General features: G+C 71.4%; 15 protein-coding genes. 3 read left to right on the forward strand and 12 right to left on the reverse strand.

Annotated features, from left to right (window positions below):
* Positions 1-173: 173 nt before the first annotated feature.
* Positions 174-995 carry a hypothetical protein gene (locus JL475_RS12645; protein WP_202277683.1) on the reverse strand — a complete coding sequence of 274 codons (822 nt, stop codon included), beginning with the start codon at positions 993-995 and terminating at the stop codon, positions 174-176.
* An 848-nt stretch (positions 996-1,843) separates the two neighbouring features.
* Complete coding sequence (locus tag JL475_RS12650; RefSeq protein WP_202277684.1) at positions 1,844-2,476, reverse strand: hypothetical protein; 633 nt, start codon at positions 2,474-2,476, stop codon at positions 1,844-1,846.
* Positions 2,477-2,880: 404 nt separating this feature from the next.
* On the opposite strand from JL475_RS12650, the gene JL475_RS12655 reads away from it, so the two are divergent.
* Together JL475_RS12655 and JL475_RS12660 are read left to right on the forward strand one after the other, a co-directional pair.
* Positions 2,881-3,816 (forward strand): helix-turn-helix transcriptional regulator, encoded by a 936-nt coding sequence (locus JL475_RS12655; RefSeq protein WP_202277685.1) that lies wholly within the window; start codon positions 2,881-2,883, stop codon positions 3,814-3,816.
* Positions 3,813-4,028 (forward strand): DUF397 domain-containing protein, encoded by a 216-nt coding sequence (locus tag JL475_RS12660; RefSeq protein WP_202277686.1) that lies wholly within the window; start codon positions 3,813-3,815, stop codon positions 4,026-4,028. The genes JL475_RS12655 and JL475_RS12660 overlap by 4 nt, the downstream gene beginning before the upstream one ends.
* 76 nt (positions 4,029-4,104) lie before the next feature.
* Here the strand turns inward: JL475_RS12660 and JL475_RS12665 are convergent, their stop codons facing one another.
* On the reverse strand, positions 4,105-4,512 hold the full coding sequence (locus JL475_RS12665; RefSeq protein WP_202277687.1) for a MerR family transcriptional regulator: 408 nt from the start codon (positions 4,510-4,512) through the stop codon (positions 4,105-4,107).
* 49 nt (positions 4,513-4,561) lie between these two features.
* On the opposite strand from JL475_RS12665, the gene JL475_RS12670 reads away from it, so the two are divergent.
* On the forward strand, positions 4,562-5,443 hold the full coding sequence (locus JL475_RS12670) for an NAD(P)-dependent oxidoreductase (RefSeq protein WP_202277688.1): 882 nt from the start codon (positions 4,562-4,564) through the stop codon (positions 5,441-5,443).
* A 9-nt stretch (positions 5,444-5,452) separates the two neighbouring features.
* Here the strand turns inward: JL475_RS12670 and JL475_RS12675 are convergent, their stop codons facing one another.
* The 9 genes from JL475_RS12675 to JL475_RS12710 all read right to left on the reverse strand — a co-directional run bounded on the left by JL475_RS12675 (position 5,453) and on the right by JL475_RS12710 (position 14,397).
* Positions 5,453-6,103, reverse strand: coding sequence for a thymidine kinase (locus tag JL475_RS12675; RefSeq protein ID WP_202277689.1), 651 nt, complete (start codon positions 6,101-6,103; stop codon positions 5,453-5,455).
* 72 nt (positions 6,104-6,175) lie between these two features.
* A complete protein-coding gene (locus JL475_RS12680; protein WP_237406931.1) occupies positions 6,176-7,426 on the reverse strand; it encodes an alkaline phosphatase family protein in 1,251 nt (416 codons plus the stop codon).
* On the reverse strand, positions 7,426-8,013 hold the full coding sequence (locus JL475_RS39945) for a DUF5998 family protein (RefSeq protein WP_237406933.1): 588 nt from the start codon (positions 8,011-8,013) through the stop codon (positions 7,426-7,428). The genes JL475_RS12680 and JL475_RS39945 overlap by 1 nt, the downstream gene beginning before the upstream one ends.
* 122 nt (positions 8,014-8,135) lie before the next feature.
* A complete protein-coding gene (gene mnhG / locus JL475_RS12685) occupies positions 8,136-8,519 on the reverse strand; it encodes a monovalent cation/H(+) antiporter subunit G (protein WP_202277690.1) in 384 nt (127 codons plus the stop codon).
* Positions 8,516-8,782, reverse strand: coding sequence for a monovalent cation/H+ antiporter complex subunit F (locus JL475_RS12690; RefSeq protein ID WP_109380149.1), 267 nt, complete (start codon positions 8,780-8,782; stop codon positions 8,516-8,518). The genes mnhG and JL475_RS12690 overlap by 4 nt, the downstream gene beginning before the upstream one ends.
* Positions 8,779-9,369 carry a Na+/H+ antiporter subunit E gene (locus JL475_RS12695; protein WP_202277691.1) on the reverse strand — a complete coding sequence of 197 codons (591 nt, stop codon included), beginning with the start codon at positions 9,367-9,369 and terminating at the stop codon, positions 8,779-8,781. The genes JL475_RS12690 and JL475_RS12695 overlap by 4 nt, the downstream gene beginning before the upstream one ends.
* On the reverse strand, positions 9,366-10,973 hold the full coding sequence (locus JL475_RS12700) for a Na+/H+ antiporter subunit D (protein WP_202277692.1): 1,608 nt from the start codon (positions 10,971-10,973) through the stop codon (positions 9,366-9,368). Before JL475_RS12700 ends, JL475_RS12695 begins: the two co-directional genes overlap by 4 nt.
* A complete protein-coding gene (locus tag JL475_RS12705) occupies positions 10,970-11,557 on the reverse strand; it encodes a Na(+)/H(+) antiporter subunit C (protein ID WP_307825035.1) in 588 nt (195 codons plus the stop codon). The genes JL475_RS12700 and JL475_RS12705 overlap by 4 nt, the downstream gene beginning before the upstream one ends.
* Entirely contained in the window at positions 11,554-14,397 is a 2,844-nt protein-coding gene (locus JL475_RS12710) for a Na+/H+ antiporter subunit A (RefSeq protein ID WP_202277693.1), read from the reverse strand. The genes JL475_RS12705 and JL475_RS12710 overlap by 4 nt, the downstream gene beginning before the upstream one ends.
* Positions 14,398-14,825 lie beyond the last annotated feature (428 nt).

The following is a 14,825-nucleotide window of genomic DNA, read 5'->3' on the forward strand; positions in this document are numbered from 1 at the left end:
ACGCCATCGCTGGGAACGGGTACGGCCACCGCGTGATCATCGGGGGCGTGTGGACTCCTGAAGATCGTGCGGTGGCCGCAGATCCTGACCGCTGGCGGGCAATGTTCGACCAGGTCATGGACCGGATCCCTCTCCGGGGCAGCCACCTCCCGGCGGATCCGGGCACTGCGTGGCTACTCCACGGCCCGGCCCGCGGTGTGCATCAGTTCGCGGATGGTGTACCCGTAGATCTCGGCGAGGTCCTCGCCTGCGTAGCACAGCACCTCGTCACCGTCGTGGTCGCCTTCGCAGGCGCCCAGGCCGTCGAGTACGCCGAGGGCCAAGGCCTCGGCCGCGTCGAGCATGCCCAACTCCAGACGGCGACGGACATCGGCCTCGTACTGCTCGATGACCGGCTCGATCAGGCGGCTCGCGGCCTCGTGGACGTCGGTGTATCCGAAGCCCGGGCGATGGCCGGTGCTCAACTGGTCGATGTCCAGGGCGCGCAGGGCGTGCTCGACCTCGCCCGCGGTTCTCTCCTGAAGGGCTGCCAGTTCGGCGCGTGCCCGCGGGTCCAGCACGCGTACGGCCAACCGGTCGGCTTCCGCGCGCAGTTCGGGCCGGGCCTCCAGCAGCCGGTCCAGCACTGTGGCCTTCTCCACGGCGGTGAGCGTGTTCAGGGCTTCACCCGGGGCACGGCGAGCGTCGTCGACAGGCGTGGCGTGCCAGGGCAGGCGCCGTTCGACGGCGTGCAGGGCGAGTGCGACGGCATGCCGGCACAGGCGTCCTGACGTCGGGGCGCACGCACCATCGCATTCCGCCGTCAGTTCCCGCCCCACGACCTGCACCCATACCCCGCAGGCGGTGCCCGAGCCGTCCCGCACCAGACCGCCGATGCCTCGGGACTCGCTCTCCGCCTCGATCACCGCACCGTCGGCGAGCAGGATCCGCCCCTCGGTGACCTCGGTGTCGTCGGCGAACGCGCACACCGTCTCCTCGTCCATTACTACAGCCATTCGACCATTCAAGCGCACGCCTGAGAGGCTCCGCGAGCGGGCGGCCAGGGCCACTACGGTGGGCGCGGATACGGCGACACCTCCGTGGGCATGAGATACGGCAGTGGGCAGACGCAACCAGGAACGACGGCGTGCATCGCCGCCGAACACCGCGCGTACCCGGCATCAGCCACGGGCCCGGACTGCTGCCGGTACTGGCCTCCCGGGCCCGGGCGGTGGACAGCCAGGTGGACGAGTGGTTCACGGACCTGCCCTACGACCTCGGTGAGACGCACGTCCGGGATCAGGAGGGCAGGGCGCACGGTACGGCCGCCGCGAACCGCGCACGACTGCGCGGCCGGGCCGGGGTGTTCCGCTGGGCTCGGTGTCCAGGGCCCTTCCCGTCTGTTCGAGCCAGCGGCCGACGCTGCTGTGACGCAGGTGGCGGATGGTGCCCCACCGGGTGGTGCAGGGGATCTTCACGGTCCCGGTGCTGCGGGGCCGGAGACGGGTGCTCTGCCGAAAACCGTGAGCAGTCGGCGGGCATGTGTCACGTGAACGCTCAAACGAGCGGCATCAGGACAGTGGTGGCCGAAGTGCTCACGACTCTGGGATGGTGTGCCCTCCCCGGGGCATGGGCGGGTGTCCCGGCATCGCCCACGTCGAGGCCGCCGTCCCACCGGGCAGTCACGGAAAACCGCCCGCACGAACAGCCGGCCGCCCCGGCAAGGACCGACACACCGTCACTCGATCCCCCCTCCCGCCGAGCAGCGCGACCGGCTCGACCCACAACACCACCTTCAGATCCCTTGCACCACCCGGAGGAACACCATCGGGTCCTCGCCGTCCGGCCCTGGACCTGGTCGGGGTCAGTCGTCGGTGATGGGGAACATGTCGGCGTAGGGGTCTGGTTCGCCGGTGAGCGGGTCCAGGCCGGCCACGAATCGTCGCTCTTGCTCCCGCCAACTGACGAAGACATCCGTCCGTTTCCAGAGCGATGCGTCGCCGAGTGGGCAGGCGTCGAACTGGCCCAGCATCATCCGGGTGATGAACTGGACCATGCCGCAGTCGAACAAAGCCCAGCTCGACTCGTTCCACGAGTGCTGCCGACGCCAGGCCACGACAGGCCACTTGTCCGGATCGGGGTCGTTCATGAGCCAGGCCATCTCGTTGGCGTTCATTCCGGAGCCCCAAGGCAGGACGGCGTCGGCACCGAGCGTCACGCCCGGAACGCCTTTGTCCGTGTCCCAGAGCTCACGCAGGCCGACCGCGTAGCCTCCGATATGGCACTTTCCCCATCCGCGCACGTCACTGGGGAGTGGTGGCAGGATGACGAGATCTCCGATATCGCCCACGCCGTATGTGTCCAGCAGAGCCTTGTAGTCGCTCGGAAGCCCGGTGCCCAGCTCGGTTTCAACCACATCCCAGTCGATTCGCTCTCCGCCCGCGAAGTCCGCCGGTACGAGATCGAGCAGTACGGCCACGTCGGGATGAAGGCTCATGGTGATATCCCCCTTGAGATCAGTGGCCAGCAAACTTAGTCGTGTGGGCTGACACCGTTGCTCCGGGGAGCCGGGTCGACGCACTCCCCCCCCGTGGGCGATCAGTCACCGTGCCGTCGCCACACCTATCCGCAGGTCCAACTCGATTTCCAGAGAAGCCTGTTCATTCACGCTCGGGTCGTAACCGTTCCCTCAAAGAGGCGCAGGAGGTGGCGAGTTGGGTGGTGCCGGTGGGGTTGACGGGTTTCATCGTCACGCCCCACACAATCCCGGCGTTTACTTAGCGTGGTCAGCGGTAACGCAGCGACAGGGAGCGGCTGTACGCGCGCGCTCCGCGGGAGTACGAGCCGCGTGCCGTGACGGCGTCCCTCGCGGGGCGTTGAGCAGAAGAGGCGGTGGTGGACATGGCGGAGCGCAAGGGCGCGGTGGCGGGGGCCGAGGCGGTTCCCGGGGAGCGTGGACACGGTGGCGCGGGAGCGGTCGTGAGTCTCGGGGGCGGCTGGGACAACGACGACGGAGCCGGGCGGCGCCCGGAGGACGAGGCGGGGCGAGGGGTCGTCGTCGCGTTCGGGCAGACCATGAAGGCGCTGCGGGTACGGGAGGGTCTGGAACGCGAGGAGTTCGGAAGGCGGCTCGGGTACTCGGCGTCCACGATCGCCTCGTTCGAGCAGGGGCGGAGGATTCCTTCGCCCCAGGCGATCGAGCGGGCCGATGAAGTGCTGGGGGCGGGTGGGTTGTTGTGCCTGTGGAAGGAGCAGGTGGAGCGGGCGCAGTATCCGGTGTTCTTTCAGGGGATGGCCGCCTTGGAGAAGGAGGCCATGGAGCTGCTCTCCTACAGCACGCTCGTGTTCAACGGCCTGGTACAGACCGAGGAGTACATGCGGGCCGTGCTGAGCATGCGATGCCCGGTCCTGGACGAGGAGACCATTGAGCAGCGGGTCGCGGCACGGCTTGCCCGCCAGGACATCTTCGACAACTGGCCCGCACCGCTCCTGAGCTTCGTGGTCGGGGAGGCAGTGTTGCGACACCCGTATGGTGGAAAGCACGTGCTACAGGGACAGTTGGAACATCTACTCCTGGTCGGCCGGAAGCGAAACGTCTCGATCCAAGTCATGCCGATTGGCTGTGAGGTCAACGCAGGCGTGGACGGCCCGTTCACGATCGTTACGCGCAAGGACGGCAAGAAGTTCGCCTATGCCGAGGCGCAAGGGACGAGCGCTCTCCAAACCGATCCGGAACAAACAGCTCTCGCTGCCGCACGCTATGGGATCATCCGATCACAGGCTCTCACTTCGCGAGAGTCACTGGAGCTCATCGAAGGGGTGCTGGGATCGCTATGAACAACGCTGAGTCCTCGACCGTCGCCTCCGGCCTCGCCTGGTTCAAGAGCAGCTACAGCGGAGCCGAGGGCGGCGAATGCGTAGAGGTCGCGACCGGTACGGCAGTTGTGCACGTCCGGGACTCCAAGGCCACCGCCGGGCCCGTCCTCACGGTGACGCGTGACGCGTGGGCGGGGTTCATCGGGCTGGCCTCGTCGGAGGGGCGCGTCTGACGCTCGTACGGTCGTGAGAGCCCTGCTGCTTCCTGCCGGACGGCAGGCTCTCATGTAGGCGCAGGTACCCGTTCCGTCAGGCGGGTACGGGCTGCTGGTCGGCGCCCTCGAAGGGCGGGTAGGTCCGGCTGCCGCTGCGCTCGGCCGCGTCGATGTAGTCGGCCAGAGTGTCGCGGGATCGGGCGAGCCGGTCCATCTGGTCGTCCAGCCGCTGGAGCCGTGCCCGCATCGCGGCCAGTGACTCGGGACACCCGATCAGGTCCGGGGCCTCTCCCACCGCACAGGGCAGCAGGTACGCGATGTCCTCGGAGGACAGACCGGCGCCGAGCAGGTGGCGGATCTGTTTCACCCGCAGCACGGCGCTCTCCCCGTACTTCCGGTAGCCGTTCGCACCGCGCTCCGCCTCCAGCAGGCCCTGGGCCTCGTAGTAGCGCAGTTGATGGGCGTTGACGCCCGTCCTGCTGCTCAGTTCTCCGATACGCATCGCGACCTCGCTTGACCTTCACACCGGTATCAATGTCGAGGATGCTGCCATGAACGCAACCGACACATCCGTGACAGTCATCGGGCTCGGACTGATGGGTCAGGCCCTCGCCCGCGTTTTCCTGAAAGCCGGACATCCCACAACCGTATGGAACCGTACGGCCGCCAAGGCCGATCAGCTGGTGGCCGACGGTGCCCGGTCGGCGCCGACGGTCGGCGACGCGCTCAAGGCCAGTTCCCTGACGGTCGTCTGCGTCACCGACTACCAGGCCGTGCACGAGCTGTTCGGCGCGAGCGACGTCGAGCTCGACGGAACGACGCTGGTCAACCTGACCTCGGGCAGTTCGGCGCAGGCCCGGGAAACCGCCCGGTGGGCCGAGTCGCACGGCGCCCGTTATCTGGACGGCGCCATCATGGCCGTTCCTCCGGCGATCGGCACCGCCGAGGCGGTGATCCTGCACAGCGGGCCGCGGGCGGACTTCGAGACGCACAGGCCGGCACTCGACTCGCTCGGCACCGTCACCTACCTCGGTGCGGACCACGGCCTGGCGTCCCTGTACGACGTGGCCGGTCTGGCCATGATGTGGAGCGTCCTGAACGCCTGGCTCCAGGGCACCGCTCTGCTCCTGGCGGCCGGTGTCGACGCCGCGACATACGCGCCGTTCGCGCGGCAGATCGCGGTGGGGGTGGCCGGGTGGCTTCCCGGGTATGCCCGGCAGGTCGACAGCGGTTCCTTCCCGGCGGAGGTGTCGGCCCTGGAGACCGACGTACGGGCCATGGCACACCTGATCGAGGAGAGCGAGGCGATGGGTGTCAACGCCGAACTGCCGCGGCTGATCAAGGCGTTGGCCGACCGCTCGATCGCCGCAGGACACGGTGGGGAGCAGTATCCCGTGTTGATCGAGGAGTTCGGCAAACCCCGTACCGGCTGACCTGTCCGGTCAGGCCGGAGTGATCGGCAGCACGTCCGGCGACAGTGCCGCCGCGCGGGCTGTCGCGGCTGTCGTGCGGCGGCGGTGGTGGCGGCGGCACAGGACCTCGTAGCCGATCTCGTCCGCGGAGTCGGTGACGTCGCCGACCACCACCTGGGCGCCCTCCACGACCATGACTCCGCCGACGGTGCGGGCGTTGTGGGTGGCGCGGGCGCCGCACCAGCACAGGGCCTCGACTTGCAACACCTCCACCCGGTCGGCCAGTTCGACCAGGCGCTGGGAGCCCGGGAACAGCTTGGAGCGGAAGTCGGTCGTGATGCCGAAGGCGTAGACGTCGATCTCCAGGTCGTCCACCACCCGTGCGAGCTGGTCTATCTGCTCCGGTGCCAGGAACTGCGCCTCGTCCGCGATCACGTAGTCCGCGCGCCGGCCCTGCGTGAGGTGGTCGACGAGGTGCGTGTACAGGTCCGCGCGGTCCCCGACCTCCACCGCGTCGGTGACCAGGCCGAGGCGGGAGGACAACTTGCCCTCCCCGGCACGGTCGTTACGGGTGAAGATCATGCCCACCAGGCCGCGCGCCGAGCGGTTGTGCTCGATCTGGAGAGCCAGCGTCGACTTCCCGCAGTCCATCGTTCCGGAGAAGAACACGAGCTCGGGCATGGGAGGTTGGGCACCTTTCGGCGGGGGCGGGCTGGGTCGGGGACGACGGCCGGGAGTCGGCGGGCGGGAGCCTCAGGAGCGTACTTCGAGCAGTGGGACCAACTGCTCGGCAGGGGTCAGCGAACCGTGGTTGCCGACCATCGCCGACTCGTTCGGCTCCCGCTCCGAGGCGATGATCAGCACGTCGTCCCGCGCGGCGGCGACCACATCGCCGATGCGGTGGTACACGCGGTCGTCGATGCGGGGGCCGAACCAGCCCGCCGCGATCGCCTCGTCCCGCGAGGCCACCCAGAACTGCTCGCCGAGCACCTCGCGCCAGCAGGTCAGTACGTCGTTCTCGGCACCGGGGACGGCGTAGACGTGGCGGGCGCGACCCTCGCCGCCGAGCAGGGCGACCCCGGCGCCCAGCTCCCAGTCGTGGTCGAAGTCGATGCGGTGCTCCTCGTCGAAGGGCACGTCGACCATCCCGTGGTCGGCGGTGATGTAGAGCGCGCTGCGCGGCGGGAGTTGCTCGGCCAGGCGCTGGACCAGGCGGTCCACGTACATGAGCTGGCCGCGCCAGGTGTCGGAGTCGACGCCGTAGCGGTGTCCGGCGCCGTCGACCTCGGCGTAGTACGTGTAGACCAGGGAGCGGTCGGCGGCGGCCAGTTGTTCGGCCGCGAGGTCCATGCGCTCCTCGCCGGACAGCCGCCCGTGGAAGGTGCCGCCGCTCAGCGCGACCTTCGTCAGCGGCGTATGGGCGAAGGCGGGCGAGGACACCTGGGCGGCGTGCACCCCGGCGCGGTGGGCCAGCTCGAAGACGGTGGGGTGCGGCTGCCAGGCGTCGGGTCGGGTCCAGGGCTGCCAGCGCAGCTGGTTCATCAGCTCGCCGGTGTCCGGGTTGCGCACGGTGTACCCGGGCAGGCCGTGGGCTCCGGGCGGCAGACCGGTGCCGACGGAGGCGAGGGAGGTGGCGGTGGTGGCCGGGTAGCCCGTGGTGATCGGCCGTCCGGTGCCGCCGCGCGAGCCGGGCAGCAGGGACGCCATGAACGGGGCTTCCTCGGGGTGCGCCTTCAGCTGCTCCCAGCCGAGGCCGTCGATCAGGAACACGCAGTTCCGGTCGGCGGGAGGCAGTTCCGGGATCGCGGCGGTGAGGCCGGGGACGCCCATGCCCGCGGCGAGCGTGGGCAGCAGGTCGGCCAGTGAGCCGGTGCCGTACTCGGGCCGGGGCGCGGAGGCCGGGGCGAGGGGCTCGGGATAAGCCTCGGGCGTGAGGGGCCAGGCGGTGGTGTGGGCGGCCTGCGCGGGGTTCGGGGTGTGCGGGGTCCGGGAGGTGTCTGTCATCAGTTCGTGGGGTCCGCGGTCGCCTCGGAGAGGGCCTGCGCGAAGGTGAGCGCCTGGCGCACCGTCTCCGGGCCGTCCCCGGCCTCGCTGACCCGCAGGCTGAGGTCGTCGGCGGTCGAGCTGCCGGTGTAGCCGTGGTCGGCCTCGCAGTTGGGGTCGCCGCAGGCGGCCGGCTCCAGGTCGAGGCGGGAGACCGCGCCCCAGCCGATGGTGAGCACGATCTCGCGGGGCAGGGTGCCCGGCTTGTACGACTCGGGGTTGGCGACCACACGGCTGACCACGATCGACGAGATCCGGCCGAGCTTCACGGACTCCGTGGACGTGGTGGCGTAGGGCGTCGGGGAGGTGGTGTCGGCGGCCTGCTCGTCGGTGTGGCTGACGATGAAGCGGTTGCCGGTGAGGACGAGCACGGTCACATGGCGCCGCACCTCGTTCTGGTCGAACGTCGTCTCCTGGTGGACCAGGTACGACCGAACGGGCTCGCCGCCCACGGCGGCCTCCACCGCCTCGGCCACGAGGGCCGGGTAGTAGCCGCTGCGCTCGATCGCCGCCCGCAGCCCCTGGGTCGTCGTACTGGTCTTGGCCATGGCGCCCATCCTACGGGGGACCGCTGACTGCGAAGCACCGGTCGCGGCACTCCCGCTCGCGCCGGTGCGGGCCCGCCGGGAGCCGCCCGGTCGTTCGAGCGGTGGGGCGTCACCGATCCGCTTCACCGGTCTGCGTCCTCGCCCGACGGCTGCTCGTCCACCGGGGTGCCGTCGAGCGCGAGACGGTCGGCGAGTTCGTCCCGGAACAGTTTGCGGCGGTCGAGGGCTTGGACCCGGTAGGCGGTGCGGCCGACGATCTGGCTGGTGATCGGCGCGGTGAGCAGTTGGAACAGGATGACGAGCAGGAGCACCGGCGCGTAGCGCAGGGGCATCTGCGCGGCGGTTCCCGCCAGGATGAGCAGCAGGCCGAGCGTCTGGGCCTTGGCGGCCGCGTGCAGGCGGCTGCCGATGTCCGGGAAGCGGAGCAGTCCCACGGAGCCGAGCAGGCAGAAGATCGCACCGGCCGGGAGCAGGATGGCGGTGATCACGTCGGAGACGGCGGTCATCGCAGGCCCGCCCGCTTCTCGATCAGGTGGGCGGCCGTCACCGATCCGGTGAAGGCGAGCAGGGCGAGGACGACGAGCACGGGCAGGGGTGTGGTGTCCTCGCGCACGGCCATGCCCACGGCGGTCCCGGCGATGATCATCGTCAGCAGGACGTCCAGCGCCACGATGCGGTTGAGCGCGTCCGGACCGCGCACGAGGCGCAGCAGGGTGAGCAGTCCGGCCACCGACAGCACGGCCAGGGTGGCGGTGTACATGACGGTCATGGTGTTCTGCCTCCTCGATCGGGGTCGGGGGAAAGCCCGGAACCGTCGTCTCCGGGCGGTCCGGTGCGGCGGCGGGTGGTTCCGACGGCCCGCGCGACCCTGCGCTCCACGGACTGCACCGCCTTTCTGCGGCGGGCGATGTCTGCTTCGTCGTGGACCGGGATCGTGTGGACGTACAGCCGTTGCCGGCGCCGGTCGATCTCCACCACCAGCGTGCCGGGCGCGATGGTGGTGAACTCGGCCACGGCGGTGATCAGCAGGTCGCTGTCGACGCGCAGCGGGACCTCGACGATCGCGGCGGACGTCCTTCCCCCGTACCTCAGGACCTGCCAGGCGACGGTGGTCCCGGACCCGACGAGATCGGTCAGCAGGGCGATCAGCAGACGCCCGATCGCCAGTGGCCGGGGCACGGCCCCCGGCAGGACCGGCGGCAGGGAGAAGGTCCCGACGACAGCCGTGGCGGCGAGCAGGCCTCCGACGAGGACCACCGGGCTCACGGACCCCCACAGCAGGATCCACAGCAGCCACAGCCAGCCGATCATGGGCAGGTGGTGCCGGACTCGGTGGGCTTCCTCCCGGCGGGTCAACGGTCCTCCCCGGTCATGACGGCGGAGCGGTAGGCCCGCGGGTCGAGCAGTTCGCGTGCGGCTTGTTCGCCGACGTGGGCGAGCGGACCCGCCCAGACGGCGACCGCGACGCCGGCCACCACCATGACGGCGGTGGCGGCGGTCATCAGCCCGGCCCCGTACCGGCCGGCGCGGGGCTCCGGGCTGCGGACGGTGTCGGAGGCCGTCGGCTCGTCCCGCGGCGCCGGGGTCCGGCGGTCGCCTTCGCGGCGGTGCGGGTCCGGACGGTCCGCGTCGCGGCGGTCCGGGTACGGCTTCTGCCGCATGAAGGCCCTGGTCCACACCCGGGTCATGGCGTAGATCGTCAGCAGGCTGGTGAGCAGGGCGGCCGCGGCGAGGGCGTACGCCGCGGTGCCGCCCTGCCCCACGCCGGCCCGCAGCAGGGTCAGTTTGGCCACGAACCCGGAGAACGGCGGGATCCCGGCCAGGCTCAGGGCGGGAAGGGCGAACAGCACGGCGACCACCGGCGTCGGGGGCGGCCGCTGCGCCATGCGTTCCAGGCCCGTCGTCTCCGTGTGGCGTACGACGAGGGCGGCGGCCAGGAAGAGCGCGGCCTGGACGACGATGTGGTGGACCATGTAGAGGACCGTGCCGGTGAGCCCGAGGGTGTCGAACAGCGCGAGCCCGAACAGCATGAAGCCGATGTGGCCGACGAGGGCGAAGGACAGCAGCCGGTTGACGTCGTCCTGCGCGAGGGCGCCGAGGATGCCCACGATCATGGTGGCGATCGCCACGCAGGCCAGCAGGACCCACACGCTGGAGCGCGGGAAGAGCAGCGTCTGGGTGCGCAGCAGGGCGTAGACGGCGACCTTGGTCAGCAGTGCGGCGAACACGGCGGTGATCGGCGCCGGCGCGGTGGGGTAGCTGTCGGGCAGCCAGAAGTGCAGGGGGACGAGCGCCGCCTTGATGCCCAGGACGGCCAGGAGCAGCAGGGCGAGCGCGCCGCGCAGGCCGTCGGGGAGTTCGGCGAGCCGCGGCCCGAGCTGGGCCAGGGTGACCGTGCCGGTGGCCGCGTACACCAGGCCGACGAGCGTGAGGAACAGCAGGGAGGACGTCAGGCTGATGATCGTGTACGTCATGCCCGCCCGGGTGCGGTTCCCGTCGGCGTCCAGGGTGATCAGGACGTAGGAGGCGGCGAGCAGCACTTCGAAGGCCACGAAGAGGTTGAACAGGTCGCCGGTGAGGAAGGCCAGGCTCACCCCGGTGACGAGCAGCAGGTAGGCGGGGTGGAAGACCTCCGCCGTGCTGCGGCGGTCCTCGGCGGTGCCCTGGCCGATGGCGAAGAGCAGCACGGCCAGGGTCACCAGGAGGGACACCATGAGCAGGAGCGCCGACAGCCGGTCGGCGACGAGCGTGATGCCCAGCGGGGCCGGCCAGCCGCCGACGTGCACGGCCTGCGGACCGCGGGTTTCGGCGAGGGCCAGCAGAGCCGCCGCGTCCGCCAGGACGCACGCCAGGACGAGGGTGCTCATCGCGCGGACCACCCGGCCGGGCAGGCCGAGCAGGGTCACACCGGCGGCCAGGACCGGCAGTACCACGGGCAGGGTGAGCAGCAGTGCGGTCATCGGTGGTCCCCCGGGGTGGTGCCGTGGTCGCGGTGGTCCGGCTCGTCGCCGTCGCCAGGCCCGTCGCCGTCGTCGGGTTCGTCGCCGTCGTCGGGTTCGTCGCCGTCGTCGGGTTCGTCGCCCTCGTCGGGTTCGTCGCCCTCGTCGCGGTCGGTTTCCCCGTGGGTGCCGCTCACCTCGTCGGACCCGGCGCGCTGCAGGGCGATGTCGATGCGCCGGTCCTCCACGTCGTCACGCACCTCGTCGCTGCCGGACAACCGCCAGGAACGGTAGGCGAGGGCCATCAGGAACGCCGTGAGGCCGAACGTGATCACGATCGACGTCAGTGCCATGGCCTGGGGCAGCGGGTCGGCGGGCTCCGCCGGGTTCACCGGCTTCCCGTCCAGTACCGGGGGCCGGCCGGGGGTACCGCCGGCGACCAGGAGCAGCAGGTTGGTGCCGTGGCCCAGGAGGATGAAGCCGAGGACGATCCGCATCAGGGACCGTTGCAGCATGAGGTGGAAGCCGAGCGTGAACAGGCCGCCCACCACGACGGCCATCGTCACGTCGAGGGTGTTCACCGTGTTGTCCACCGCGCCGTTCACCGGACGGATGCCTCCCCTTCCCGGGCCGCCGCCGCACCGGCCTCGCCGAGCGAGACGCCCACCGCCGACAGGAGCTTGAGGACGACACCGACCACGAGCAGGTAGACACCGACGTCGAGGAACAGGCTGGTCGCCCACTTCACCTCGCCCAGCAGCGGCAGGTGCCAGGTCAGCAGACTGCTGTCCAGCGCCGTACCGCCGACGGTCAGCGGCGCCAGGGCGGTGACCGCCGCGATCACCAGGCCCGTGCCCGCGACCGCGACCGGGCGCAGGCGTACGGCGGCGCCGAGGTCGGCCCGGCCGCCGACGAGGTACCGCAGGACGAACGCCAGCCCCGCGACCAGTCCGCCGGAGAACCCTCCGCCGGGGCGGTAGTGCCCGGAGAACAGCAGGAACACCGAGAGCACCAGGATCGAGGGGAAGAGCAGCCGGATGGCCACTTCCATCAGGACCGAGCGCTCGCCGCCGGGCCGTTCACCGGCTCCCGGCAGCCAGGTCTGCCGGGGCTCGTCCCAGTGCGTCGTGGGGAAGCGGGTGAGCGGCTCCTCGTCGGCGCCCCGTATCGCGTCGCGGTCGCGGAACCGGATCAGGCTGCCCACTCCGACCGCCGACACCAGCACGACCGAGATCTCGCCCAGCGTGTCCAGGGCCCGGAAGTCGACGATGATCGCGTCGACGACGTTGAGGGCGCCCGTCTCCGCCGCCCGGCGCAGGTACCCGGGCGAGATCACCGGGGCCGTCCGCGCGGAGGCCGCCGCCAGCGCGAAGCAGGTGACGACGGCGCCGACCCCGACGGCCACCGTGCCCCGCAGCACCCGCCCCGGCACCGACCTCCGGCCGGGATCGAACCGGGCCGGCATCCGGCGCAGCACCAGCACCACGACGACCAGCGTCGTCGTCTCGACCAGGAACTGGGTGAGCGCCAGGTCCGGGGCTCCGCGTACCAGGAACAGGCCCGCCGCGCCGTACCCGACGGCCCCGGTCAGCAGGATGGCGGTGAGCCGGTGCCGGGCGGCCACCACCGCCGCGGCGGCCGCCAGCATGACCACGGCCAGCACCGGTTCGAGCGAATACCGCCACAGGGGCGGTGCCCCCAGCGACGGTGCCGCCGCCAGGAGGGCCGCGCCGGGCACCGCGACGACCGTCGTGAGCAGCACGGTCAGATAGACGGGCAGCGAGCCGACCTGGGTGTGCCGGGTCAGTGTCACGGCCAGCCGGTCCACGCCCTCGACCGCGCGGTCGTACGCGTGCTGCACGTCGGTCAGGCGCGGCAGGCGGTTCACCGCGGCGGCACGGCGGCGGAGCGCGTGGATCAGGGCACCGGCGACGAGCGACAGCGCGGACAGCCCGAGTACCGGGGTGAAGCCGTGCCACAGGGACAGTTCGTACGGTCCGCCGGCTGCCGGCGGATAGGTGTCGGCGTAGGCGGTGGTCAGGGCCGCCGTGGCGGGGTACGCCACGCCCAGCACCAGGCCCGCCCCGGACAGTACGGCCACCGGGGCGACGAATCCCGCCTCCGGGCTCCGCACGGACCGCGCCGCCCTCCCCGTCGGCGGCCCTCCGAAGGCGCCGTGCAGGAACCGTGCCGCGAACGCCACGGTCAGCGTGGAGCCGCACACCAGCACCACCGTCAACTGCTGGTGGCCGGCGAGTTCGGTGCCGTGCAGGAACGCGTCCAGGGCGGCTTCCTTGCCCAGGAAGCCGACGAGGGGCGGCAGACCGGCCATCGACGCGGTGGCGAGTGCCGTGACGCCGAAGAGCACGGGCAGTCGGCGGCCCAGTCCCGACAGCTCCCGGATGTCGCGGGTACCGGTGTGGTGGTCCACGATCCCGACGGACAGGAACAGCGCCGACTTGAACGCCGCGTGCGCCAGCAGCATCACCACGCCGGCCAGTGCCGCCGTCCGGGTTCCGGCGCCCAACAGGGCGGTCAGCAGACCGAGTTCGCTGACGGTCCCATAGGCGAGGAGCAGCTTCAGGTCGGTCTCGCGCAGCGCCCGCCAGGCGGCCACCACCATCGTGGCGAGCCCCACGCCGAGCACCATCGGCCGCCACGGCGCCACGTCGGCCAGGGCGGGCGCCAGGCGGGCGATCAGGTAGACCCCGGCCTTGACCATCGCCGCCGCGTGCAGGAAGGCGCTGACCGGCGTGGGGGCCACCATCGCCGCGGGCAGCCAGCCGTGCAGCGGCATCTGCGCGGACTTGGTGAAGGCGCCGACCAGGACGAGCACCACGGCGGCGGAGACCGCGCCGCCCCGTGGGGGGTCCGCGAGGATCGCCGAGACGCGGTAGGTGCCGGCCGCCTGGCCCAGCACGATGAAACCGAGCAGCATCGCCAGGCCGCCGGCCGCCGTCACCAGCAGGGCCTGACGGGCGGCCCGGCGCTGCTCGGCCCGCTTTCCGGGCCCTGCGATCAACAGGAAGGAGGCGACCGTGGTCAGCTCCCAGAAGACGTACAGCACGAAGAGGTTGTCCGCCAGGACCAGTCCGAGCATCGCCCCGGCGAAGGCCAGCAGCAGAGCGGCCAGCGGGCCGGCGTCCTGTTCGACGTAGTAGCGGCAGTACAGCAGCACCAGTGCCCCGACACCGGCCACCACCCACAGCATCAGCAGCGACAGGGCGTCCAGGCGCAGATCGATCGTCAGGCCGAGCGACGGAGCCCACCGCAGGGACTCCTGGTACGCGCCGCCGTCCAGGACGCCCGCCGCCCGCGTGCCCGCCCAGACCACCGTCGCCGACGGCACCAGGGCCGCCACGGCCCACACCGCGCGGCCGAGCCGCCGTTCCCACCAGGGGATCGACACTGCGACCGTCGCGTAGGCGGCCAGCAGGACCAGCACGTCAGCACCTACTCCTTCACGGTGGCCCGACCGCTGACGCGCGAGCGGCCTCCGCCCGAGCCTTGGGGGGTTATGTCCGGTTCACCGGTTTCGTCGGCATTCAGTGCTCTGTGTAGCAGGGGGAGCCGCCCGAAGGGGCGTCGCCGCGCCACACGGAGCCGGGCGTACGGCTCGGCGGAGCCGCACGGCATCCCGGTCAGGGCCGGCACACGGTGCGCGTACGGGGCCGGTGATCCGCGTCGGGCTCCGGCAGAGGTGCGTCCGGCCGGGCGGTGGACCGGTCGAACGCACGACGGGGGACGGCGGAGGGCTCGGCGGTGGGTCCGGTGGAGAGTCCGGCGCTCCTCCCCCGGGCGGACGTCGTGCCGGGCGAGGGGGACCCGGTCCTGTCGGCGTCGATGCCCCCGAGGCGCATGTCGTTCTCTCCG

The organism is Streptomyces sp. M2CJ-2 (genome assembly GCF_016757295.1).
In the GTDB taxonomy this organism is placed as follows: Bacteria; Actinomycetota; Actinomycetes; order Streptomycetales; family Streptomycetaceae; genus Streptomyces.

Excerpts from the sequence above, each read along its gene's own strand:
- JL475_RS12665 (WP_202277687.1), bottom strand. The coding sequence starts at position 4,512 with ATGCGTATCGGAGAACTGAGCAGCAGGACGGGCGTCAACGCCCATCAA.
- JL475_RS12670 (WP_202277688.1), top strand. The coding sequence starts at position 4,562 with ATGAACGCAACCGACACATCCGTGACAGTCATCGGGCTCGGACTGATG.
- mnhG (WP_202277690.1), bottom strand. The coding sequence starts at position 8,519 with ATGACCGCCGTCTCCGACGTGATCACCGCCATCCTGCTCCCGGCCGGT.
- JL475_RS12680 (WP_237406931.1), bottom strand. The coding sequence starts at position 7,426 with ATGACAGACACCTCCCGGACCCCGCACACCCCGAACCCCGCGCAGGCC.
- JL475_RS12650 (WP_202277684.1), bottom strand. The coding sequence starts at position 2,476 with ATGAGCCTTCATCCCGACGTGGCCGTACTGCTCGATCTCGTACCGGCG.
- JL475_RS12690 (WP_109380149.1), bottom strand. The coding sequence starts at position 8,782 with ATGACCGTCATGTACACCGCCACCCTGGCCGTGCTGTCGGTGGCCGGA.
- JL475_RS12645 (WP_202277683.1), bottom strand. The coding sequence starts at position 995 with ATGGCTGTAGTAATGGACGAGGAGACGGTGTGCGCGTTCGCCGACGAC.
- JL475_RS12660 (WP_202277686.1), top strand. The coding sequence starts at position 3,813 with ATGAACAACGCTGAGTCCTCGACCGTCGCCTCCGGCCTCGCCTGGTTC.
- JL475_RS12700 (WP_202277692.1), bottom strand. The coding sequence starts at position 10,973 with ATGACCGCACTGCTGCTCACCCTGCCCGTGGTACTGCCGGTCCTGGCC.
- JL475_RS12675 (WP_202277689.1), bottom strand. The coding sequence starts at position 6,103 with ATGCCCGAGCTCGTGTTCTTCTCCGGAACGATGGACTGCGGGAAGTCG.
- JL475_RS39945 (WP_237406933.1), bottom strand. The coding sequence starts at position 8,013 with ATGGCCAAGACCAGTACGACGACCCAGGGGCTGCGGGCGGCGATCGAG.
- JL475_RS12655 (WP_202277685.1), top strand. The coding sequence starts at position 2,881 with ATGGCGGAGCGCAAGGGCGCGGTGGCGGGGGCCGAGGCGGTTCCCGGG.